Origin of the sequence: Halobacillus mangrovi, from assembly GCF_002097535.1 — a bacterium.
Lineage (GTDB): Bacteria > Bacillota > Bacilli > Bacillales > Halobacillaceae > Halobacillus > Halobacillus mangrovi_A.
The window spans coordinates 1381656-1406692 of the sequence record NZ_CP020772.1; the positions used below are offsets into that span (position 1 = coordinate 1381656).

Annotated in this window: 19 protein-coding genes; 17 read left to right on the forward strand and 2 right to left on the reverse strand. The window is 42.5% G+C overall.

Going from position 1 to position 25037, the window contains the following annotated elements; all coding sequences use genetic code 11:
• Positions 1-29: 29 nt before the first annotated feature.
• From prfB to HM131_RS06685, 12 genes are all read left to right on the forward strand, one after another.
• A protein-coding gene (prfB, locus tag HM131_RS06630) for a peptide chain release factor 2 (RefSeq protein ID WP_157130775.1) occupies positions 30-1134 on the forward strand; the annotation gives its coding sequence in 2 pieces (ribosomal slippage) (positions 30-101 and positions 103-1134; 1104 coding nt in all).
• 288 nt (positions 1135-1422) lie between these two features.
• Complete coding sequence (locus tag HM131_RS06635; protein WP_232324890.1) at positions 1423-1926, forward strand: GNAT family N-acetyltransferase; 504 nt, start codon at positions 1423-1425, stop codon at positions 1924-1926.
• Between the two features lie 303 nt (positions 1927-2229).
• Positions 2230-3111 carry a UTP--glucose-1-phosphate uridylyltransferase GalU gene (gene galU, locus HM131_RS06640; RefSeq protein ID WP_085029007.1) on the forward strand — a complete coding sequence of 294 codons (882 nt, stop codon included), beginning with the start codon at positions 2230-2232 and terminating at the stop codon, positions 3109-3111.
• A gap of 243 nt (positions 3112-3354) precedes the next feature.
• Positions 3355-4194 carry a YitT family protein gene (locus HM131_RS06645; RefSeq protein ID WP_408607129.1) on the forward strand — a complete coding sequence of 280 codons (840 nt, stop codon included), beginning with the start codon at positions 3355-3357 and terminating at the stop codon, positions 4192-4194.
• Between the two features lie 47 nt (positions 4195-4241).
• Positions 4242-4655 carry a cytochrome c551 gene (gene cccB, locus HM131_RS06650; protein WP_085029008.1) on the forward strand — a complete coding sequence of 138 codons (414 nt, stop codon included), beginning with the start codon at positions 4242-4244 and terminating at the stop codon, positions 4653-4655.
• Positions 4656-4834: 179 nt separating this feature from the next.
• Positions 4835-5521, forward strand: coding sequence for a cell division ATP-binding protein FtsE (gene ftsE, locus HM131_RS06655; protein WP_085029009.1), 687 nt, complete (start codon positions 4835-4837; stop codon positions 5519-5521).
• 268 nt (positions 5522-5789) lie between these two features.
• Positions 5790-7295 (forward strand): S41 family peptidase, encoded by a 1506-nt coding sequence (locus HM131_RS06660; protein ID WP_085029010.1) that lies wholly within the window; start codon positions 5790-5792, stop codon positions 7293-7295.
• 162 nt (positions 7296-7457) lie between these two features.
• On the forward strand, positions 7458-8648 hold the full coding sequence (locus HM131_RS06665) for a PDZ domain-containing protein (RefSeq protein WP_085029011.1): 1191 nt from the start codon (positions 7458-7460) through the stop codon (positions 8646-8648).
• Between the two features lie 226 nt (positions 8649-8874).
• Positions 8875-9789 (forward strand): DMT family transporter, encoded by a 915-nt coding sequence (locus tag HM131_RS06670; RefSeq protein ID WP_085029012.1) that lies wholly within the window; start codon positions 8875-8877, stop codon positions 9787-9789.
• 78 nt (positions 9790-9867) lie between these two features.
• Positions 9868-10515: a methanogen output domain 1-containing protein gene (locus HM131_RS06675; protein WP_085029013.1), complete on the forward strand. Its 648-nt coding sequence runs from the start codon at positions 9868-9870 to the stop codon at positions 10513-10515.
• 232 nt (positions 10516-10747) lie between these two features.
• On the forward strand, positions 10748-10927 hold the full coding sequence (locus HM131_RS06680) for a hypothetical protein (RefSeq protein WP_085029014.1): 180 nt from the start codon (positions 10748-10750) through the stop codon (positions 10925-10927).
• A 373-nt stretch (positions 10928-11300) separates the two neighbouring features.
• The gene (locus HM131_RS06685) at positions 11301-12140 is read left to right on the forward strand and encodes an ABC transporter ATP-binding protein (protein WP_085029015.1); all 840 of its coding nucleotides are present in this window, start codon (positions 11301-11303) and stop codon (positions 12138-12140) included.
• A 78-nt stretch (positions 12141-12218) separates the two neighbouring features.
• Here the strand turns inward: HM131_RS06685 and HM131_RS06690 are convergent, their stop codons facing one another.
• Positions 12219-12872 carry a haloacid dehalogenase type II gene (locus HM131_RS06690; RefSeq protein WP_085029016.1) on the reverse strand — a complete coding sequence of 218 codons (654 nt, stop codon included), beginning with the start codon at positions 12870-12872 and terminating at the stop codon, positions 12219-12221.
• An 85-nt stretch (positions 12873-12957) separates the two neighbouring features.
• Here HM131_RS06690 and HM131_RS06695 point away from each other — a divergent pair, with 85 nt between their 5' ends.
• Both HM131_RS06695 and HM131_RS06700 read left to right on the forward strand, forming a co-directional pair.
• Positions 12958-13512 carry a metal-dependent hydrolase gene (locus HM131_RS06695; RefSeq protein ID WP_085029017.1) on the forward strand — a complete coding sequence of 185 codons (555 nt, stop codon included), beginning with the start codon at positions 12958-12960 and terminating at the stop codon, positions 13510-13512.
• Positions 13513-13621: 109 nt separating this feature from the next.
• Positions 13622-14509 carry a COX15/CtaA family protein gene (locus tag HM131_RS06700; RefSeq protein ID WP_085029018.1) on the forward strand — a complete coding sequence of 296 codons (888 nt, stop codon included), beginning with the start codon at positions 13622-13624 and terminating at the stop codon, positions 14507-14509.
• Between the two features lie 317 nt (positions 14510-14826).
• Here HM131_RS06700 and HM131_RS06705 read toward each other — a convergent pair whose 3' ends face one another.
• Positions 14827-18030: a DEAD/DEAH box helicase gene (locus HM131_RS06705; protein ID WP_085029019.1), complete on the reverse strand. Its 3204-nt coding sequence runs from the start codon at positions 18028-18030 to the stop codon at positions 14827-14829.
• Between the two features lie 321 nt (positions 18031-18351).
• Here HM131_RS06705 and HM131_RS06710 point away from each other — a divergent pair, with 321 nt between their 5' ends.
• From HM131_RS06710 to uvrA, 3 genes are all read left to right on the forward strand, one after another.
• Entirely contained in the window at positions 18352-19935 is a 1584-nt protein-coding gene (locus HM131_RS06710) for a peptide chain release factor 3 (RefSeq protein ID WP_085029020.1), read from the forward strand.
• Positions 19936-20127: 192 nt separating this feature from the next.
• Positions 20128-22107 carry an excinuclease ABC subunit UvrB gene (gene uvrB, locus HM131_RS06715; RefSeq protein ID WP_085029021.1) on the forward strand — a complete coding sequence of 660 codons (1980 nt, stop codon included), beginning with the start codon at positions 20128-20130 and terminating at the stop codon, positions 22105-22107.
• 7 nt (positions 22108-22114) lie between these two features.
• Complete coding sequence (gene uvrA / locus HM131_RS06720; protein ID WP_085029022.1) at positions 22115-24991, forward strand: excinuclease ABC subunit UvrA; 2877 nt, start codon at positions 22115-22117, stop codon at positions 24989-24991.
• Positions 24992-25037 lie beyond the last annotated feature (46 nt).

Here is a 25037-nt window from a genome sequence, read left to right on the forward strand (position 1 = left end):
ATGTATGATTATTTTTAGGAGTGATCGATATGGATATGGCCGAAATTCGCCATGAACTAGATAATACAGCTAATCGTTTAGCGGACTTCAGGGGGTCTCTTTGACATCGATCAAAGAAAAACCCGAATTGCTGAGCTCGAAGAAGAAATGACAGCACCGGGCTTCTGGGATGACCAGAAAACAGCCCAGAAAGTGATTGATGAGGTTAACGGACTAAAATCACTTGTCCATACCTTAGAAGAACATGAGGAGACCCATGAGAACCTGGAAGTTTCCTATGAACTGGTTAAAGAAGAAGAGGATGAAGATCTACGTCAGGATTTAGAAGAGCAAATCCAACAACTTGTTAAAGACTTGAACCAATTTGAATTAAACATCTTATTGAGTGAGCCGTATGACAAGAACAACGCGATTCTTGAGCTTCACCCAGGAGCAGGCGGTACAGAGTCTCAGGACTGGGCAAGCATGCTTTTACGTATGTACACACGCTGGGCTGAAAGAAAAGGATTTAAAGTTGAAACGATGGACTACCTTCCTGGTGAAGAGGCGGGCGTGAAGAGCGTGACCCTTTTAATTAAGGGACACAACGCTTATGGCTACTTGAAAGCGGAAAAAGGTGTCCACCGTCTTGTGCGTATCTCTCCATTTGACTCTTCTGGCCGTCGCCACACTTCTTTTGTGTCTTGTGAGGTTATGCCTGAATTCAACGATGAAATTGAAATCGATGTTCGCACAGAAGATTTGAAGATTGATACGTATCGTTCCAGTGGTGCAGGTGGTCAGCACGTCAATACGACGGATTCAGCTGTAAGGATCACCCACACACCAACCAATACCGTAGTAACGTGTCAATCTGAGCGTTCTCAAATTAAGAACCGTGAACAAGCGATGAAGATGCTGAAGGCGAAGCTTTATCAGCTTGAGATTGAACGTCAGCAGCAAGAGCTTGATGATATTCGCGGTGAACAAAAAGAAATTGGCTGGGGCAGCCAGATCCGTTCTTATGTGTTCCACCCATACTCTATGGTTAAGGACCACCGTACAAATACAGAAATCGGAAATACCCAAGCTGTTATGGACGGGGAACTAGACAAGTTCATAGACGCTTACCTTCGTTCACAAATGGATGGCTAATTATCAAAGACTCTCACAAATCGTGGGAGTCTTTTTAGTAGTTTATTAATAGGACAGGGAGTTTTTTTAAGACCTATTCGTAATGGGAATACTGTGTGCGAATTTGCGAGACTTCAGAGGAGAAATGAACGGAAGATCTTGCAGCGGAGCGAGGAAGCTCGAACGTTCGTCCGTAGAAAAGGAATAAAATCTTCCATAATCAAACTCTTCATCTGTGCAGAAAAAAGGAATTTTTGCTCTTCTATGGAAGTAGATAGAAACCCTATAAAAAGAAAAGAGGAAACTCGTTTGACACAATATAAACTCAGACAAGCCATAAAAGAAGATCATGATTTTCTAAGAGAAATGCTTTATGAAGCCATCTACGTACCTGAAGGGAAAGCACGTCCTTCAAAAGATATCATTGATCGACCGGAAATTGCCAAGTATTTGAGTGGCTGGGGAAGAGCAGGAGATATAGCATTTATAGCGATTGATGAGGATGAAAATCCAGTCGGGGCCGTCTGGACACGTCTCTTTGACGAAACCAATCAGACCTACGGCTACATCAATGCCAATACACCTGTGCTCAGCGGCATGGCTGTATTACCTGATGATAGAGGAAAGGGGATCGGAACTTTATTATTGAGTGAAATGATAAATGAGGTAAAAAAACAGGGATATTCCTCTATGTCCTTAAGTGTAGATCCAGATAACGATGCACGGCGGTTATATGAAAAATACGGATTTGAAAAAGTAGGAATCAATGGAACATCGTGGGATATGGTGGCAACATTAAGAGAGAACGAATAAAAAGATCTTCTAATAACGCGCAAGCCCCGTAAGAGAAAGTCTCTTACGGGGCTTATGTAATGAACAACGGCAATCAAGAAAGCAAGAGGAATGCTTTTCATGATCAACAAAAGTATATCATAGGTGATTATTATATGAAAATGAATAAAAAGCCCTTTCGTATCAGATCGAATGGCATTATTTCGTCCGTGTATTCTAATCTTTTTGTTCTACAACAATGACTATATTCCTGTTCTTCCTTCTATCCATTTCCAGTTTTATTTGCTATGATTAACGTACATACATATGAAGGCGGTGGAGAAGATGAAAGTGAAAAAGGCGATTATACCTGCTGCAGGTTTGGGGACTCGTTTTCTGCCGGCAACAAAAGCGATGCCGAAGGAAATGCTTCCAATCGTGGATAAGCCTACGATTCAATATATTGTAGAAGAAGCGATTGAATCAGGTATTGAAGATATCATCATTGTGACAGGTAAAGGGAAGCGTGCGATTGAGGATCATTTTGACCATGCTTTTGAACTTGAGGACAACCTTTATAAAAAAGGAAAGTTCGATCTGCTTGATGAGGTAAAACAATCGGCTAAAGTTGATATTCACTACATCCGCCAAAAAGAGCCTAAAGGACTTGGACATGCGGTTTGGTGTGCCCGCAAATTTATCGGAGACGAGCCTTTTGCGGTTCTCCTCGGTGATGATATAGTTCGATCTGATGAACCGTGCTTGAAACAGTTGATGAATCAATATGAAGAAACGCATTCCTCTGTGATTGGTGTCAAACAGGTGCCTCACGAAGATACGAATAAATACGGTATTATAGCACCGAAGGATCAGCAAGGCCGTCGCTATGAAGTCGAACACTTTGTGGAAAAGCCGCCAGTGGAAGAGGCTCCTTCCAACCTTGCGATCATCGGGCGTTATGTCTTTACTTCGGAAATCCTTGACCTATTAGGTTCACAGGAAACAGGTCGTGGAGGCGAGATTCAGCTTACAGACGCAATCGAACGCTTAAATCTTGAACAGCCCGTTTACGGCTATGAATTTGAAGGTGATCGTTATGATGTTGGCGATCAGCTTGGGTTTATTCAAACGACTCTGGCTCTTGCCATGGAGCGCGAGGATATGCGTGAGGATGTGTTGGGGCTGCTGGAAGAAATCTTAAAAACTCAACAAACACCAAAATCTTAAACCACAAAGCGATGGGTGCTTCTGCCCATCGCTTTTCTTATGTATCCGTATAGTTCATTACTAAAAGTAGATAGTAAGCGTATAGAGTTCCTTTAACGTGTTAACACGTTATTTCGCTCTCATTTACAGTTCTATCCCCGGGTGTTATACTCCTATCGGTTTATATCTCGTAAAAAGAAGATCGATGAAAGAATAGGGAGAGAAGATAACATGATGATGGCTAAGAAATATAGAAGAGAACCGATGCCTCCATTAATGAAGCATATAATCGAGTATGGGCTCGTTATATTGGGCTCTTTTTTTGTGGCATTAGCGTTCAACGTATTTTTGTTACCGAACAACATCGCATCAGGCGGAGTAGCTGGGATCAGTACAATTACAAAAGGTGTGTTCGGGTGGGAACCAGGGATCGTCCAGTGGGTACTCAACATTCCGCTGTTCATTACCGGAGTCTTAATCTTAGGGAAAAATTTCGGTATCAAATCATTTGTTGGAACATTGGTCCTGCCGATGTTTGTGCTTTTGACAAGTGACTTAGATGCAGCGACACCTGACCCGCTCCTTGGAGCCATATTCGGTGGTATGGGTGTAGGTCTTGGGCTTGGAATCGTTTTCCGAGGACGAGCATCAACGGGCGGCATCGACCTTGCCGCTCAGGTACTGCATAAATTCACCCATCTCCCTCTTGGGATCAGTGTAGCCATGCTAGATGGACTGATTGTCCTCACATCGGCAGTCGTCTTCTCGTTAGAAGAAGGGCTTTATGCACTGATCGGATTGTTTGCGACAAGCAGAACCATAGACTTCGTACAGGTCGGATTTAATACATCGAAAAACGTCATGATCATTACCGAATGTGTAGATGATGTACGCGATGCCATTTTTGAAGAAATTGACCGTGGTGTGACAGTGTTAAGCGGGGCTGGAGGCTATACAGACAGAGAACGGCGTGTTGTGATGTGTGTCGTTCAGCAAAACGAATTTATTAAATTGACACAAACGGTGAAAATGGTCGACCCTGGTGCTTTTGTCGTGGCCATGAATGCTACAGAGGTGCTCGGAGAAGGTTTCAAAACGACGTGACTCGGTTATAATATTCCTATACTTATTTGATGAAGGGGGATATTGATTTGAAGAAACTATTATCCGCACTTTTCTTAGGATTGATCCTCGTTTTAGCTGCCTGCGGTGGCGGTGGAGACGAAGGAACAACCGATGACAATGCTAATGAACAAACTGAAGAAGGTACGAATGAAGACACTGGTGAAGGAAATGAAGGGGACGGCGGTGAGTCTGGGGAAACTGGCGAATCCAACGTAGATGCTGAAGCAGCTGAACAGGCTTTCCAACAAAACTGTGCCAGTTGTCATGGCGGTGACCTTGGCGGAGGAATGGGACCATCCCTGCAACAAGTAGGATCCAAGTATTCTGCTGAAGACATCGTTGGCATCATTAAGAATGGTAAAGGCAGCATGCCCGCTCAAGAACAAGTCTCTGATGAAGACGCTCAGCTTATTGCAGGCTGGTTAGCTACAAAGAAATAAACGGAATACTTAACAAAGTCTGGCTTTCTCAGCCAGGCTTTTTATTATTGTGCAAAAATGATCGTTTTTTGAAAAATAAATGTAATAATTTTTTGTCTAAAATTATCGAATTTCAATGTTATAATAAAGTTGTTTGCATAAAAAGTGTTTAATAAATAGGAAATTAAGGTGATCAACATATGATAGATATGCAAGGAGTATATAAGACATACCCGAATGGGGTTACAGCATTAAACGGTCTTGATGTGAAGATTGATCAGGGTGAGTTCGTTTATGTCGTAGGCCCTAGTGGTGCAGGAAAATCGACATTTACAAAGCTTATTTACCGTGAAGAAAAGCCGACAAAAGGTTCTGTAAGAGTTATTGACATGGATACATCAACAATGAAAGAACGTAAGGTTCCAAAGCTTCGCCGGCAAGTAGGTGTCGTCTACCAGGATTTCCGTCTTCTTCCGACGCTCACGGTCTATGAAAACGTTGCTTTTGCATTGGAGGTCATTGAAGAAAATCCATCGAACATTCGCCGGCGTGTAATGGACGTATTGGATCAAGTTCGTTTGAAAAATAAAGCGCGCTTTATTCCAGATGAGCTTTCAGGCGGGGAACAGCAAAGGGTTTCTATTGCCCGGGCAATTGTCAATCATCCTAAGATTCTAATAGCTGATGAGCCGACAGGAAACCTTGACCCTGATACTTCGTGGGAGATCATGCACATTCTTGAAGAAATCAACGCTGGTGGAACCACAGTTTTAATGGCGACTCACAGTCAGGAAATTGTAAACACCATACGCAGGCGTGTTATCGCGATTGAAGACGGTATGGTTGTGAGAGATGAATCCAAAGGTGAATATGGATACGAATATTAAATTGGCAAGACTGTCTCGATCGTAGAGACAGTCTTTTTTAGAGCCTCTTCTTAGTTTATTTTATAATAGGTTAGAGATGTTTTATGTCCTTATGTTCCTTTTATTTCCTAATAGGGTTTTGATTTGTAAGAAAAAATACTATAATGATGTGGACATGCTATCCATTGTTGTGGCATACCATATCAGTAATAAACGCACATTTACGGTGCATGCGCTTATTTGCTAGTATAGAAGCATTAACGAAATAAAAAGTAGAAGGGTGAATGCGATGAATATAAAACCGCGTTTCATAGCGCTGTTGATGGCGCTTGCGGTGCTGGTAGGGGCAGCTGGCTCTTACATAGGCATAGAGTATTTCGCAAACAATGAGGGAGAACAGTCCCAATCGGAACAGCTGGCCAATGCTGGCAAGAACGCTGAGAATTTCGGAAGTTTAACTGAAGAAGAGCAGAAGAAATTCATAGAAGATATGACCGGAAACGGTGATTTAGAAAAAGTAGCCCAGGCTTATAACGTGATTAAAGAGAACTATGTAGAGGAAGTCGACAAGAAGCAGCTCGTCGAAGGGGCTATCCAGGGAATGCTGGATACGCTTGAGGACCCTTACAGTGTTTATATGGATCAGGAAACGATGAAGCAGTTTAATCAGTCCATAGAATCCTCCTTTGAAGGAATTGGTGCCGAGGTCAGCATGGTGAACGATAAGGTTACTATTGTTGCGCCAATCAAGGGTTCACCTGCTGAAAAAGCTGGACTGAAACCAAATGACCAAATTCTGAAAGTCGATGGAGAAAGTGTGGAAGGCCTTGACTTATATGAAGCTGTCCTTAAAATCCGCGGGGAAAAAGGGACAGAAGTAACTTTGCAAGTCGATCGACCTGGAGTAAGCGATCCTTTGAACATAGAAATTGTTCGCGATGATATTCCGCTAGAAACGGTCTACACCGATACGAAAGAAGTGGACGGTAAAAAGGTAGGCGTTATTGAAATTACTTCCTTCTCCGAGAAAACATCAGATGAATTCCACAAAGCGCTTCAAAAGCTTGAGAGCGATGGAATGGAAGGACTTGTTATTGATGTAAGAGGAAATCCTGGCGGCTTGTTTACGGACGTACAGGAGATACTGAAGGAATTTATTACAGATGAAAAGCCGATCGTACAAGTAGAAGATCGTAAAGGGGAAAAATCCAAATATTTCTCTGAGCGAACAGAGAAGAAGGAGTACCCGATCACCGTACTGATGGATGAAGGAAGTGCATCCGCTTCAGAGATTCTAGCTGCGACAATGAATGAAGCAGGCGGCTATGATCTTGTCGGTACGAAAAGTTTCGGAAAAGGAACGGTTCAGCAGGCTATACCAATGGGCGACGGCAGTACAATCAAATTGACGTTGTTCAAGTGGCTGACTCCTGACGGTAACTGGATTCATGAAAAAGGCATTGAGCCTACGGTTAAAGTGAAGCAGCCTGCATACTTCTACACAAACCCTGTAGAAATCGAAGACTCGCTGAAGCGCAACGATAATAGCGATAAAATTAAGAATGTCCAAGAAATGTTGAAAGGGCTCGGGTACGACCCAGGCCGCACAGATGGGTATTACAGCAAAGAAACAGAAGCGGCTGTAGAAGCTTTTCAATCCGATTCAGGGCTTGAAGCAACAGGCCAAGTCGATGAGAAAACAGGTGGCAAACTAGAAGAAAAAATCGTTGAAGAAGTTCGTGATGAAGAAAATGACCGTCAAATGGAAAAAGCTTTGGAAATCCTGTTTGAGTAAGGCAGGGGATCTGTTAGACGATCAAGAAATATAATCCGTAGTCTTTGACTGCGGATTTTTTCGTTTTAAGAAGCTAGAACGTTGGTTATTTTGCTAGCTCAAGCATACTTTTTTTAGGAAAAGTAAGGGGCTTTGGTTTTTAATTTGAAAGGAGAAATAAATATGGAACTTTGGTTTTTGGAACTGATAAAAGGGCTGGGAAGAATGTTTATCCAACCTTACTTATACATAGCTGTCCTTATGGTTTTATTCCTGTCACAAAGAAGAATCAAGGAGGAGCGTAAAGCTTTCGGGACACGTATTTTTGATCGCTTTTCAGAATGGAAGGGAACGCTCGCAACTTCCTTGATTGCTGGAGGGTGTTTATCGATATTCTCTCTAGGAGCAGGTATGGTGCTGCCTCTTTCATTCTTATGGCTGCTTGGTCTCGCGCTGATTTTGGTCAGCCTACCTCTCAAACTCAGCATGTATTCCGCTAGCTATTCACTAGGCATCACCGCACTAATGCTCCTAGCTCTTCCGTATATGCCTGAGTATGGTCCGATAGAATCCTGGAAGGTGTCTCTTCTGGAAACTCCGATGACATCGATTGCTGTCTTGATGTCGGTCATGCTCTTTGTTGAAGCGGTACTGCTTTTACGCACATCGAAAGCTCAGACGTTCCCGGAGCGGATTAAGGGCAGTCGGGGCATGTGGACTGGACAGCATCGCAGTACGAAAATGGCCATCGTTCCATTCGTCGCTCTTTTCCCAGCAGGAAGTATAGAAGCCTTAGCCTCCTGGTGGCCCCTCTTACATATAGGAGAGGAAAGCTTCGGGCTCGTCCTTGTTCCTTTTGTTATAGGTTGGGAATGGGTAGCAAAGGGACAGTCTCCTGAAAAAGTCGCAAAAACGATAGGACGGCATACGTTTGTGGTAGCGATTTTCGTTCTTTTGTTAACGATCGGAAGCATAATCTATAACCCACTATCTCTTGCAGCCATAGGAGCAGGGCTTGTAGGAAGAATCTTTATTCAAGTTCTTCACCGGTTAAAAGAAGGAGGCCAGAGCTTTTTTTCTCCTGATGCCAGAGGACTTCGCGTACTCGGTGTTATTCCGAAAAGTCCTGGAGCTCAAATGGGACTTACGCCTGGAGAGCTTATTGTGCGTGTCAACGCTCGACAAGTCCGAACGGAAAGACAGTTTTATGAAGCGCTTCAATTGAACGGTGGCTTTAACAAAATTGAAGTTAGGGATGAATGGGGAGAAAATCGTTATGTGCAGCGCGCCCTTTATGAAGGGGAGCACTATGAACTTGGACTAGTGTTCTTAGAACCTCCTGAGCGTGAAGAAACCGTTGGTTTATACGTGTGAGTCCTATGTATCTTAGTAGAGGTTATCCGGCATCTTTGGATAACCTCTTCTTAGTAATCAAGAAGACTAGTGAGCTTTCCGTCGAAAATTTTACTAAATTAAATTATTTCTTACTTATGGGTTTGGGGGAGTGGAGGAAAGGCTACACAGGTATTGAAACAAAAGTTTTTCAGGCCATGAATGGAATGTAGCTATTTCATGAGGGCGTAAATGGAAGGGAGATTACATGAAACATCTGAAGTTCCTCTCTTCTTTTTCCTATGGATTAGTATTTGTCATACTTGCGGCTTTTTTATGGGGTATTGGTGGAGGGATAGCTGGAATCTTATTAAATCATGGATGGGATGCCATCGTTATTGCAGCATTTCGCGCATGCCTTGGATTTCTCTTTATCCTCTTTTGGTATGTCTTACGAAAACAGATGAACTTCCAATTGAATAAATCTGTCCTTATATGGGCTGTAGTTGCTGGAATTGGGATGGCTGGTAATATCGGCTTTTATTTTATCAGTATTTCACACACTAATGTGCCTGTAGCTTCGACACTTATGTACACCGCCCCTATTTTTGTACTCCTTCTCTCCGCATTATTTAAAACGGAAAGAATTACTCCGTTTAAACTTTTATCGGCCCTAGTCGTCGTAGGAGGAATTATTTTATTAACAGGGGTTTATGATACCGGACGATCTACTATTCAATTTATAGGGGTTCTTAGTGGTTTGTTATCAGGATTATCCTATGCTGTTTTTATATTTGGTTACAAAAACAGTTCAGCTTATGGGAACTTCATAACTGTGTTAATTATTTCCTCCATTACAGAATCTACTATACTTTTGTCTCTATCTGATATGAAACAGTTTTTGTCTATATTTGAGATGGACCAGGATTTGGTTTTATTCTTAATTCTTGGTTTGATAGGGGCAGGCTTGTCCACTTTTCTCTATGTCATTGGTTTAAAGAAAATCACAGCGGGGATTGCTTCCATAGTTGCCATGATTGAGCCAGTGACCGCCTCTTCGTTTGGAATTCTTCTTTTAGCCCAAGCACTGAATTTCACTCAACTGCTAGGAATGATAGTTATTATCGTTACCATTACATTATTAAGCTATCACTCCATAAGAGCCGAAAATCATAAAAAGTAGCTAAACACTTTGGATTTCTTTTTGATTTGGTAGAAACAGATATATAATAAGATTAAAAGAGATGGGAGGGTAATTAGCATGGCAGTTTCACTAAGTGGTACGGTATTCCTTTCTAAACTAATTACTCAATATGCTCATTTACATGAACGGACAGTAGGTAAACATGCAGAAGAATATATACGCCAGGTAGGAATTCGTACGGGAGAATGGATCGAGTCGTTCTATGGAGAAAAGAATGAACAGTGGTCTGTTGAGCGTTATGCCGAGGTGATTGTTGACATCAAGAACTCCATTGGGGGTCATTTTCGAATCTCAGAAGTCCACCCTGATAAAGTGATTGTAAAAGCGTCTGCGTGTCCATTCGGAGAAGTGGTTAAAGATGCTCCACACCTTTGTATGATGACTTCTAGCGTATTTGGAGGCATTGCGTCACGGCGAATGGGGTACGGCAAAGTCAATTTGAGAAAGCGGATCGCTAAAGGAGATGCGGGCTGTGAAGTCGTTATTTATTTTCAGCCGACGGATGAAGAAGAAGGACTTGTTTATGAAAACCTCCCGATCACTCCTTCAAACGGAAACCCTTTTATCTGGGATGAGGAAGCAATTGAAGCATTAGGAGAAGAACTGAGAAAAAGTGATGAAATGATCTTAAAGCTACTGGATGAATTAGAGACTTTAAAAAAAGAAGTGGATACGCTTAAAGCTGAAAAAGCGACAAGACTTTAACTTCATGTAAAAGATCGCTTTTCATGTTTCTTTCTGATTTTCTCAACCGGAACACATAATCATATTTCAATAATGTTAATCATTCATTGGACAAAGCTTACAATTTTTTCAATCCCGTGTCTTATTTTTACTATATCTGTTTCAATATTCCTGTTTTCTGTTATAAAAGTATATCGCTTCTTAAGCAGGGAATAAAAAGAGTGTAAGCCAATAAATCCTAGGAGGGATTACTGTGATATGGCTGGTACTCGTCATTCCTGCAGAGATTATTGCTGTGGCGATCTACTTTGAACGAAGAAACAAGAGACGTGCTCAGGAAGACCATCTTTCTGTTAAAGATCATCAAACACTCGAACAGGACTACATCTCCCATGGGTCAGGCAATGAAGCCACAAAACCTGAAAATCTATAAAACACATATGCAAGAGTCAAAAGCCATTCGGTTTTTGACTCTTTTGTTCATCTTTAGAAATTATTCAATTGATTTGTATATGGATAACTTATTGCGTAGTGAGCCTACATCCAATTCCATTCAGAGCGACGATCAGTTTAACGTTGGCACAGGACGTGCCGAACTTAGTTGAACATTCCTTGGATGCCTAAGTCAGGTGCTTACGCTTTTGTTCTGTATTGATGTTGAATGGCATACAAATGAGTGAGACTTCTAGTGAAAATGATTCTCAAATTCATTGACAGTTTATGATTCACCCAATAAACTAGTAGATAGCGATATTTGTACGTGTTATTATGGATTATTGCTTGTGGGAAAAGGAGAGGTTAAGAAGATGGATACGCTGCTCGCAAACAATTTAACCTTGGGATATGGAGATTCCATTATTATAGATTCGTTAAATATAGAAATTCCAAAAGGTAAAGTGACGGTGCTAATCGGAGGCAATGGCTGCGGGAAATCAACACTATTGCGCTCAATGGCCCGCCTGCTGAAACCTAAATCCGGTGAAGTTGTCTTAGACAGCAAGGATATTTCAAAAATGAAAACAAAGGAAGTCGCAAAGAAAATGGCGATTCTTCCACAAAGTCCAACGACGCCTGAAGGATTGACCGTTCATCAGTTGGTGAAGCAGGGAAGATACCCTTATCAGGGATTTACGAAGCGTTGGTCTGAGCAGGACGAAAATGCGGTTGAGAAAGCATTAAAAGATACGAACCTATCTGAGCTGCGGGATCGTACAGTGGATTCTCTATCTGGAGGACAGCGCCAGAGAGCTTGGATTGCTATGACCTTAGCGCAGGATACGGATACCATTTTACTTGATGAACCGACCACCTATCTTGATATGACTCACCAAATTGATATTTTGGATTTGCTCTTTGATTTGAATCAGGACAATGGACGTACCGTGGTAATGGTTTTACATGACATTAATCTAGCCTGCCGCTATGCAGACCATATTATTGCGGTAAAAGATAAATCTGTCTTCGCTCAGGGCAAACCTGAGGAAGTCGTTAATTGTGAGCTCATGCAGCACGTATTTGAAATGAATTGTGAAGTAAGACAGGATCCATTGTTTGGAACACCAATGTGTATTCCACATGGCAAGGGTCGTTGCTTGATTAAACAAGCCCAGGCAGAAGCGCAATCTCAATCTCAATCCATTGTATAATCCACAGGGAACAAAGCGATAAAAGCAATAAAAGCAATGGGGAATGACCCATTGCTTTTTTTAGTTTCCTATGGCTTTTTACTCACCAGGAATTTCATTTAGGTTTTGAATTATATAAGTCGGTTCAATCCCCAGTTCCGGCCATTTTTCCTGTTTGCGATTCACCCAAGCTGTGTCGAACCCGTAAGACGCAGCGCCGGTGATATCCCACGGGTTGCTTGAGAAGAATAGGATGTTATCCTTGCTGCAATCTAATTTTTCCTGAGCATATCGGTAAGCTTCCGCATGAGGTTTATATACTTCTACATCGTCTGCACTGAGCAAATCAAAGGTGTCTGTCAGTTGATTGTGTTCAAGCAGAGGTTTCAGCATTGACCGCGTTCCATTAGAGAAGATGGTAAAAATCATATCAGGGTGCTGCTCTGAGAAAGTTGATACCTCTTCATACGGCTGCAGTTTTTCGTATTGCTTCATCAAGTCTTCTACAACATCAGGTTTGATCGTCATATCACTGAAAGCGAGAGCATCTTCCAGGGCCCATTGAGTAATCTCATTGAATGGACGATAGCCCTGAATCAGCTGGCGGACCATAAAATAGTGAATCTGCCGGTCTCTCCACTGTTGACTGATGGAGGCGCCTTGATCAGGGTAGTACTCATGAATTTTCTCCATGACAGAATGGACGTCGAAAAGGGTTCCATACGCATCGAATACGTACGCTTTGTAACTCATCCAATCACGCTCCTTTACATCGTTTTTGTTTCCCTTTTCACAGTAGTGGTAAACAGAAAGGAGTGTTCGGGAAGGGGATGGGACATTGAATACACTCCACCACGGATATTGGACGTTTTTTGCCGCCAGAAAACAAAAATATGTTGGCTGGTTTGTTTTCGGCAGCGTAATGCCTGATATTGTCTACTATGTCATGTTTTTATACTTAGCGATTACACGGAATGCTTTTCAAGTTGTAGACGATCCGGATCCAATGCGTGCTTTGTTTGGTCTAGTTCATGACCTTTTTGAGCATCCAGTTGTGTTTGTCCTTCGTCAAGCAGGGCATTCTATGTTTGTGTGGGCTGTTGTATTCTCAGTTATTTTTGTCTGGAAAGGACGGAAATTAACCAAGTGGCTGGCTCTTTTATACGGTTGGCTGGGTCATATCATCCTGGACTTATTGACCCATGTCGAGGATGCTGTGCCGATGTTTTACCCTGTCAGCAGTTATACGTTTAGAAGCAAAGTATCGTACTGGGACGACGAACACTACGCCGGAACCTTTTCCATTATTAATACGACGCTTCTATTGCTATCACTTCTTTACCTTTTTATCCAAAAACTGAGAAAAAAGCATCCGTTCACAAAAAGTTCATGACCTAAGACGGCCTTTTTCGTTCTCTCCACTTTGGTTTTCATGATATGATTTACTGTGAATGCATGAAATGACAATATTTTTATGATCTAGATAGAGGAAGGGTAAGACGATGAAGAAATTCTCCATTTTGACAACGTTCGTAACTTTTCTCGCCCTTATCCTCGGTAATCTTGTCGTTGCGACAGATTCTGGGGATGCGTGCGGGACGTCCTGGCCGTTTTGTAATGGATCGGTCATTCCCGATTTTACGAACTACCATGTCCTTATAGAATACTCGCACCGTTTGATGGTGCCGCTTCTTGCGATGTTGACGTTTATTAACGCCGTGGGAGCGCTTTATAAACATCGCAAGCGGAGATCTGTCTTTATTTTATCGATTTTAAGCTTAGGCTTGTTGATCTTTCAATCACTCGTAGGAGGGTTTAACGTCCTTCTTGGTACTCCTCCCGGGTTTACAACGCTTGATGTGACATTCAGCCAAATGCTTCTGATTGTTCTCGTATTATTGAGTTACAGTCTGCACGAGAAGAAGATTGAGCTTGACCGTACAAGCTGGTCAACCGTTTCCATGAGCTATCGTACTTTTTTAATCGGCTTTGGGCTTTATGTGATGCAGGTCATTCTAGGGGCCTTCTTTAAACATAGCCGGGCCAGTAATGTCTTGCTTGATATCCCAGCCGTAGAATACTTGATCCAAAGCGAGTCGATCGCGAATATGATATACTCGCTGCACTGGGTAGCAACAGTCGTCATCATTGTTGCAGCTGTGTGGTTCCTTATTTATGCTTCTAAATTCAAGTATCACATTTCGCTTGCCTGGCTATACCTTATTTCGCTCTTATTAAATGCGGTGGTTGGATTTGTAATCGTCGTAACAGGTAATATTGTCGTTGCGTCGTCCATTCATATGATCATTTCAACGATTACCATGGTAATTGGTGCAAGCATCCTAGGTGGATACTGGTTCAAACTGCAAAAGAAATCGGTGTTAAGCTAAATAAAAATGAAACGGACAGAAATAGCCTCGACATGTAGTCGAGGCTCTTCTTATTTTTACAGCTGTTTCCTTTGTTTTCTTCTCTGGATTCTGCAAAAGTAGGGCTGGAATATTAAATGCTTTCCACGGAAGTGTTGGGAAGCCTCAATTTCTCATCCCGCTTTATATAGTCTAGTTAAGGAATTATTTTTGTATAGATAAATAAAGACTTACCTATTTCAAATTCTATATAGAACTTTTGCTTGATACTAATTAGCTTATCTTAAATAAGGGTGTGAAAGCTGAATGAGCCCTGAATTCTACAGGGCTCATTTCTCTTATCTAAACAAATCACGAATTTCTTCTTCACTTAAGGATGTCAGCATAGACTCACCAGGCTGAATAATTTGATCGACGAGGTCGCGTTTCTTCTGCTGAAGCTGATAGATGCGTTCTTCGATCGTTCCTTCAGAAATCATGCGGATCACTTGGACGATTTTCTCTTGGCCAATACGATGCGCCCGTCCGGCAGCCTGTTCTTCAATCGCCGGGTTCCACCATAAATCATAGAGAATGACGGTGTCTGCACCGGTTAAGTTCAAGCCAGTACCTCCAGCTTTCAATGAGATGAAAAAGGCATCCTTTTCACCTGCATTAAACCGTTCCACCTGTTCCATACGCTTCTCAGATTTGGTACTCCCATCCAAGTAGAAACCATCGATTCCTTCTCCTGCAAGCTCGTTATGAAGCATAGTCAGCATGCTTGAAAACTGGGAGAAGATGAGAAGTCGATGGCCGCCCGCCTTCATTTCCTTCGCAAGTTCTTTCAACTGTTCCAGCTTGCCTGATCCTCCCTCGTAGTTTTCTAAGAATAAGGAAGGGTGACAGCAAATTTGTCTTAATCGGGTTAAGCCGGCAAGAATCTCAAGTTTACCTCGTTGTATGCCTTTCGTTGCAATGGTTTCCTGAATGTCATTCTGAATTCTCTCAAGATATCCCAAGTACACTTCTTTTTGTTCGCGGGTAAGCTCCGAGTATTGAACCGTATCAATTTTATCGGGGAGTTCATCAAGTACTTCCGTTTTCATCCGTCTTAAAATGAACGGTCGCGTCATCCTGGCAATTTTGTCAGGTTTCATATCAAGGAATTTCTTTTTACTCGTATAGAATCCAGGCATAATAATCCGGAATATGGACCATAGCTCCTGTAAGGAATTTTCTATAGGGGTTCCACTCAACGCGAAACGATGCTTCGCTTTGACTGTACGAACAGCCGTGGCTGTTTTCGTCGTCTCATTTTTAACGGCTTGTGATTCATCTAAAATCATTGCATGGAAGCTTGCTTCTTTGTAAAAGTCGGCGTCCTGTCGCAGCAACGGATAAGAAGTGATCACAATATCTTTAGTTGACATTTGTTCAAGTGCCTCTGTCCGTGCTTGCGGATCCCCTGAAATGGTTTGAACAGATAAGTCCGGTGCGAATTTTTCCACTTCTTTTTTCCAGTTATAGATCAGCGATGCAGGCGCAATGATAAGCGCTGGATGTTGTAAGAGACCTTGTTCTTTTTCATAAAGCAAGAAAGTGATCGTCTGCAGAGTTTTACCTAGACCCATATCATCGGCGAGAATGCCTCCAAGCCCGTAGGTTGCCAATGATTTCATCCAGCGGAAACCTGTCAGCTGATAGGGACGCAAGTCGGCCTGTAATTTGTTAGGTGCTTCAATGTTAAAGGACTGAGGTGACTTTAATCGTTCGACTAGTTCAGTAAACGACTGGTCACGCTCGGATTCTTCCGTTTGCAGAGCATCCTCAACCTGCAGGCTTCTCATTTTAGCAACTTGAAGATGGCTATCCTCGATATCTTTGCTGGACAAATCTAGTTCTGAGGCTAGTCGCTGGAATCGCTCAAAAGACTCTGAAGTTAGGGAGAGCAGTGTCCCGTCAGAAAGCCTGTAATATTTTTTTCGTTCTATCGAAGCTTTCAAAGCCGCCGATACATCCTCTGAACTAATGCCATCAATTCCAAAACTGATATCAAGCCAGCTTCCATCGCTTTGAACTTCAATAGAAGGCTTCAGTTCATGATCCTGCTGATCGATTAATGAACGAACGGAAGATGATAAGAAAACGTCCGCGTGTTCTCTGAACTTTGGAAGAAGCTCATGCATGAACAAATCTATTCGATCTTCATCTTCAATATAAACGATCTCACCATCGAACTTGAATTCTGCATACTCGATCAGTTCCATTATGGCCTGTTCTGTTGCGCTATCTCTTCGAATAATTGTGCTGTCGTTTTTTGGTTTCGTTTTAAATGGATTGATTGTTTCATCTCCATAGCGGAAGCGGACTTCGATCGTTAAGGTCCAATGATAGAAATCTAGGTATACTTCAGCCTGGAGCGGCTTTTGGATGATTTTTTGCTTCGCAGCGCTATCCAGTTCTACGTCTGCAATGGTTTCTAATTCTGGAAGTACATAAGATACGATTCCTTCCATATCGGAATGGCTGACCGTATGATTTCCGTTTGAATTATAAGGAAACAGCGAATAAAGCGTTTCAATAACTTGTTCCTTTTTCTGTTCTATAGCAAAGAATGTACCTTCCTTATATAAAAGATGATAATCTGCTAAATAGTCGTAACTCTTCAAATGATTTAAGTGCATATGGAAATGACCGCGTTCTTCAGAGATGTAAAAGGAGAGGTCAGGAAACTCATGGTCGTATTGTAGATTCCCTTTACTCTCTCCACGCTCTATAATTTCACAGTTCCTCTCTTCAAGCTTTGCCAAAAGATTTTCTGCAAGCCCAGGTGGGATTCTCAATGTTTTTTGTTCCGACAGGTTCCATTGCTGTTCATAAAAACGTTCCTGCTCATAGGCATGGATGAGAAGATCGAAAATCGATCTGTCCTCTGGGGTCATGACATGTTCACCAGGGTCGTAGGTGAATTTTTTAGAAATTCTGTAAGGCTGCTCGCGATCAATGTGTTCAAGCAGCTCTCTAATGTTCTTAATCACATAGGGATAGTTCTCACCTAGTTTTACTTCAATACTTAAGCTTTTTGTTCCCAGTAAAGAATGAAGGTGAAGGAAGTACTGAATTCCTAACGTTTTTTTAAGATCATTCGCCATTCTGTTTTCCTGACGCTGACGAAATGTCTCGAATAAACGCATCGCAAACAATCGGTCATTGTTGGTCGTTGAAGATCGTTCCCGCTGTCCCTTATCTGCAAGTTTTGGTGCGATTTCATCCAAAGCTCTCTCACGAATGGCAATTAAGACAGCTGCGATGTGTTTACACGTATAATAACTGCTGTAGGCCTGGCATTCACAAGTCGCTTCGACGTCGTCATCCTCAAAAAAGAAGACGCGTACTTCATAATCATGCGTACCCGCTACGACAGCTCGCCATGACCGAATGGCGCTATTATGGGAAAGTCCGTATACTTTACCGGCATCAAAGTATTGTTTGCCTCGAGTATAAAATGTATTTCCGGTTATTTTCTTTATATCATTCGGTTGTAACAAGTACGTCTGCATAACTGGCATCCTTACTATCAGTATTTTCTCCATTATAACAGGTTTGAAAAGGTTAAGATTTCCTATAAATGTCTCCTCAGGTCATCCAGATTCTGCCACCTCAGGTCATCCAGATAATGGATGACCTGAGGTGGCATAAATTCCTTTTACGATTGATTTTACGCTAGGGTTATGCTAACTTTCAAAGTATGAGTTTGAAAATTCGAGGAAGCCGCTCGCTCGAGAGGGAGCGGTTTTTTTATGGAGTGAAGAGTCCAATGTGATATCCGTATATCCCCGAACCTTTTCATAAACGATCTTAAAATGATGGAGGATATAACGATGGAAATACAGGAAGAAATGAAAAAGCGAAGAACGTTTGCCATTATTTCGCACCCGGACGCCGGGAAAACGACGATGACGGAGAAAATGCTGTTGTTCGGAAACCTGATCCGCTCGGCAGGAACCGTAAAAGGAAAGAAGTCTGGTAAGTTTGCAACTTCAGACTGGATGGAAATTGAGAAGCAGCGTGGAATTTCCGTTACATCCAGTGTGATGAACTTTCCTTATAAGGGTTACCAGGTAAACATTTTAGATACACCTGGACACGAAGATTTCAGTGAAGACACTTATCGGACACTTACGGCCGTAGACAGCGTAGTCATGATCATTGATGCTACAAAAGGAATTGAAGCTCAAACATTAAAATTGTTCAAAGTATGTAAAATGCGTGGGATTCCGATTTTTACATTTATCAATAAAATGGACCGTGAAAGCCGCGACCCATTTGAATTGATGGAAGAAATTGAAGAGACGCTAAATATTGAAACGTATCCGATGACATGGCCCGCTGGAATGGGCAAACGATTCCTTGGCGTGTTTGACCGCAACAATGAAAAGTTTGTCCACTTCTCAGGAAATGAAGAAGAAACGTACATTCCCTATGATCAGCTTGATCAACATCCGGAGCTGACCGAAAACGCTACCTTCCAGGAAGCTCAAGAAGAGATGGAGCTTTTAGTGGAAGCGGGTGACAATTTCTCGATGGATAAAGTGATGAAAGGCGATCAAACACCAGTGTTCTTCGGAAGTGCTCTTGCCCCATTCGGAGTGGAGACGTTCTTTAATACGTTTATTGATATGGCACCAGAACCGGCACCTAGAAAATCAACCGAAGGAGTCGTTTCTCCAGATCACGAAGAGTTTTCCGGATTCATTTTTAAAATCCAGGCGAACATGAACCCGCAGCACCGCGATCGGATTGCCTTCGTACGGATCTGTTCTGGTAAGTTCGAACGCGGAATGAACGTAACCCTTTCAAGAACTGGGAAAACGTTTAAACTTGCTCAGTCACAGCAGTTTGTTGCTTCTTCACGAGGTACAGTTGAGGAAGGATACGCAGGAGATATTATCGGAATCTATGATCCTAACGTATACCGTATCGGAGACACGATTGTGACAGGAAAATCGAACTTTGAATACGATGAGCTTCCTCAGTTCCCGCCAGAACTTTTCAAAAAAGTAACCGCTAAGAACGTAATGAAGTCGAAGCAATTTAAAAAAGGCTTGGAACAGCTCGTCCAAGAAGGAGCCATCCAGCTGTTTAAACGCTATCGATTCGAAGATTATATCATCGGGGCGGTCGGCGAGCTTCAATATGAAGTCTTTGAATATCGAATGAAGAATGAGTATAACGTTGAAGTAGAACTCACTTCGATTGGCGAGCGGCTTCCTCGCTGGTTGCGCCAGGACCAGGTGGATGAATCCCTATTTGATGAGCGGAATATGCTTGTCCAAGACCGTGAAGGTAACCCGCTTGTTCTGTTTAAAAATGATTTCTCTCTTCGGTGGTTTACCGATAAAAACCCTGATATTGAACTTACTGATTTGTTTGAAGTCAACCAGTACAATCAGACTTTTGAATAATCAAAAAGAAAGACCACTACACGCCTGCTGTAGTGGTCTTTTGTTTAAGAAGGGATGGAAAAATTTAGCGGATTATGAAGTTCCAAAAACTTCTAATAGAATCAGGGACCGAATGTTTGTTCGTTTCATGTTAGAATGGTAATATATTGTGGTAAACTATTTTTGAACGAGATAGGAACGGAGGTTTTCGTCGTGGAGAATAAATTTGAATTGGTTTCACAGTTCTCACCTCAAGGGGATCAGCCGAAAGCGATCCAGGAATTAGTTGAAGGAATTAACCGTGGTGAGCGGCATCAGACGCTTCTAGGTGCAACAGGAACAGGAAAAACGTTTACGATGTCCAATGTGATCCAGCAAGTCAATAAACCTACTCTAATTATCGCCCATAATAAAACATTAGCTGGACAGCTTTATAGTGAATTTAAGGAATTTTTTCCAAACAATGCCGTTGAGTATTTTGTCAGTTACTATGACTATTATCAGCCTGAGGCTTATGTGCCATCTTCGGATACATTTATAGAAAAAGATGCAAGCATCAATGATGAAATCGATAAGCTGCGTCACTCGGCTACTTCATCGTTGTTTGAACGGAATGATGTCATCATCGTAGCCAGTGTGTCCTGCATTTATGGTTTAGGTTCTCCAGACGAATACCGCAGTCAAGTTTTATCCATTCGAGTTGGGATGGAAAAGGACCGGGACGAGCTTTTAAGGAATCTGGTAGACATCCAGTACGCTCGAAACGATATCGATTTTCAGCGCGGGACGTTCCGCGTCCGTGGCGATTCGGTTGAAATCATTCCTGCTTCCCGTGAAGAACATGCGATACGCGTGGAGTTCTTTGGAGATGAAATCGATCGGATTCGCGAGATCGACGTTCTGACAGGTGAAATCGTCGGAGACCGTGAACATGTAGCGATTTTCCCGGCATCCCACTTCGTAACAAGAGAAGAGAAGTTGAAAAAAGCGATTAAGAACATTGAAAAAGAATTGGAAGTTCGTGTGAAAGAGTTAAAAGATCAAGAAAAACTTTTGGAAGCTCAAAGGCTAGAACAAAGAACGAACTATGACTTAGAAATGATGAGGGAAATGGGGTTCTGTTCCGGTATTGAGAACTATTCACGCCATTTGACATTCCGGGAGGCGGGGGCTACCCCTTATACGCTGCTGGATTATTTCCCCGATGATTTCTTGGTCATGGTGGATGAATCGCACGTTACACTTCCTCAAGTAAGGGGGATGTACAACGGAGACCGTGCAAGAAAGCAAGTGCTCGTTGACCATGGGTTCAGACTGCCATCCGCGATGGATAACCGGCCGCTTCAATTTCCGGAGTTTGAATCGAAAGTTAACCAGGCAGCCTACGTATCGGCTACCCCTGGGCCTTATGAATTAGAACATACACCGAAGATGACTGAACAGATTATTCGCCCGACAGGGTTATTGGATCCAGAAATTGAGGTAAGGCCAATCCATGGACAAATTGACGACCTCGTGGGAGAAATCAATAAGCGAAAAGATAAAAGTGAGCGCGTATTAGTCACGACATTGACGAAAAAAATGTCAGAGGACTTGACCGACTACTTGAAAGAACTCGGCATTAAAGTCGCTTATCTTCACTCAGAAATTAAGACGTTGGAACGGATAGAAATCATCCGCGATCTCCGTGTTGGAAAATACGACGTGCTTGTAGGGATAAATTTATTAAGAGAAGGTCTTGATATACCTGAAGTATCCTTAGTGACTATTTTAGATGCCGACAAAGAAGGGTTCTTACGTTCAGATCGTTCCCTAATCCAAACGATTGGCCGAGCGGCTCGTAACGAAAATGGTCAGGTTATTATGTATGCGGATAAAATCACAAAATCTATGCAGTTTGCCATCGACGAAACATACCGCCGCCGCGAGAAGCAAATTGCTTATAACGAAGAACATGGCATTACTCCTATGACCATTAAGAAGGAAGTTCGAGACGTCATTAAGGCAACAGCTGTTGCTGAAGAAGATGGCGATTATGAAACAACGAAGAGACCTTCAGAGATGACGAAGAAAGAACGCCAGGAAATGATCGACAATTTAGAAACAGAAATGAAACAAGCGGCTCGCGATCTCGATTTCGAACGAGCGGCCGAGCTACGAGATGTTTTATTGGAATTAAAAGCGGAGGGATGAGTGTACAATGGCCAGTAAATATATCAGTATCAAAGGAGCCCGAGCACACAACTTAAAAAATATCGACATCGATATTCCTAAAAATAAACTGGTGGTCATGACAGGCTTGTCCGGCTCAGGTAAATCTTCTCTTGCATTTGACACGATCTATGCGGAAGGGCAGAGGCGCTATGTTGAGTCATTAAGTGCCTATGCCCGTCAGTTTCTTGGTCAAATGGATAAGCCTGATGTCGATTCGATCGAAGGTTTGTCACCCGCTATTTCTATTGATCAAAAAACGACGAGCCGTAACCCCAGGTCTACCGTGGGAACCGTAACAGAAATCTACGATTACTTGCGTTTACTGTTTGCACGTATCGGACGACCGACCTGCCCGAAGCACGGTGTTGAGATCAGCTCTCAGACCGTGCAGCAAATGGTCGACAGAGTTATGGAATATCCAGAGCGGACAAAACTTCAAATTCTTGCCCCAGTTGTTTCAGGACGAAAGGGAGAGCATGTGAAGGTTTTTGAGCAGCTGCAAAAAGAAGGATATATTCGTCTCCGGGTCGATGGAGAGATGCGTGAAATTTCCGAGGAAATAAACCTTGATAAAAACAAAAAGCATTCGATCGAAGTGGTTGTTGACCGTGTTGTTGTGAAAGAAGGTGTGGAAGGACGTCTATCCGATTCCATTGAAACAGCATTGAACCTTGGAGGCGGTCATACGATCGTTGACGTCATCGATGACGAAGAACTAATGTTCAGTGAACACCATGCGTGCCCGATTTGTGGTTTTTCCGTAAGTGAATTAGAACCACGCATGTTCTCGTTCAACAGTCCTTACGGAGCATGCAGCCGCTGTGATGGATTAGGGACTCAACTGGAAGTGGATCTTGACCTTGTGATCCCCGATTGGACACTTTCGTTAAAAGAACATGCAATTGCTCCATGGGAACCGACAAGCTCTCAATATTACCCACAGCTGCTGAAAAGTGTGGCTGATCATTACGACATCGATATGAACAGGCCTGTCAAAGAATTGCCAAAAGAGCAGATGGACAAAGTGCTTTATGGAAGCGGGAACGATAAAGTCTATTTCCGCTATGAAAATGATTTTGGAAAAGTAAGAGAAAACGAAATCTACTTCGAAGGTGTGATCCCGAATATTTCTCGTCGGTACAGAGAGACGAGCTCTGATTATATCCGTGAGCAGATGGAAAAATATATGGCTCAAAAGCCATGTCCGAAATGTAAAGGAAACCGATTGAATGAAGAGGCCTTAGCCGTTCTTATAAATGGTAAACATATTGGTCATACCACGGACTACTCCGTTACAGAAGCTAAAGAATTCTTTGAAGGCCTTGAATTGACGGAAAAAGAAGAAACCATTGCCCGAATGATCCTTAAAGAAATTTGCGAAAGGTTGAGCTTCTTAGCAAACGTTGGTCTGGAGTATTTAACTTTATCCCGCTCGGCAGGAACGTTGTCAGGGGGAGAAGCCCAGCGTATTCGCTTGGCTACTCAGATTGGTTCTGCATTAACAGGTGTTCTATATGTTCTCGATGAGCCATCCATCGGGCTTCACCAGCGTGATAATGATCGTCTAATCAACACACTGAAGCGGATGAGAGACTTAGATAATACCCTGATCGTTGTCGAGCACGATGAAGACACTATGCTTGCCGCAGATTATTTGATCGATATCGGGCCGGGGGCTGGAGCTCATGGTGGGGATATCGTCACGCAAGGAACTCCTAAACAAGTCATGAAAAGTGGAAAGTCTTTAACTGGCCAGTATCTATCCGGGAAAAAATTCATTCCGCTGCCGGCAGAGCGTCGGAAACCTGACGGACGCTTCCTTGAAATTAAGAAAGCGGAAGAAAATAACCTTAAGAAAGTGAATGCTAAAATTCCACTTGGACTGCTTACGGCTGTCACCGGTGTATCAGGATCCGGCAAGAGTACGCTTATTAACGAAATCTTATACAAATCTCTATCGATGAAGCTTCATAAAGGAAAACAAAAACCTGGAAAGCACGAAACAATTGAAGGAATTGAGCAACTGGATAAAGTGATTGATATCGACCAGTCCCCGATCGGACGTACCCCACGATCCAATCCTGCAACTTACACAGGTGTTTTTGATGACATCAGAGATGTATTTGCACAAACGAATGAAGCGAAAATACGCGGTTATAAGAAAGGCCGTTTCAGCTTCAATGTAAAAGGCGGACGCTGTGAAGCTTGCCGTGGGGATGGGATTATTAAAATCGAGATGCACTTCTTGCCAGATGTATACGTTCCTTGTGAAGTATGTGATGGAAAGCGATATAATCGAGAGACTCTCGAAGTGAAATATAAAGGAAAAAGCATTGCAGATGTATTAGCCATGACGATTGAAGAAGCATTGGAATTTTTCGCGAACATTCCTAAAATCAAACGTAAACTGCAAACCGTCGCTGATGTAGGTCTTGAATATATCAAGCTTGGACAACCAGCGACGACCCTTTCCGGAGGGGAAGCACAGCGTGTGAAACTGGCAAGTGAGCTGCACCGCAGGTCGAATGGAAAGTCCTTTTACATCTTGGATGAACCAACGACTGGTCTCCACGTTGATGATATTTCCCGTTTATTGAAGGTGCTTCAACGTCTTGTAGAGAATGGTGATTCTGTATTAATTATTGAACACAACCTTGATGTTATAAAAGAAGCTGATTTTATTCTCGATCTCGGACCTGAGGGCGGAGAAAATGGCGGTCAAATTATTGCCAGTGGAACTCCGGAAGAAGTCGTTGACCATTCTAAATCCTATACAGGTAAATACTTGAAGCCCATTCTCGAGCGTGATCGTAAGCGAATGGACAAAGTGCTGAAGTCAAAAGAAAAAGTAGGAAACAAGTAAATGTTTTGACGATGGGAAAATAGTTCCGTATCGTTTAAGGTATGTT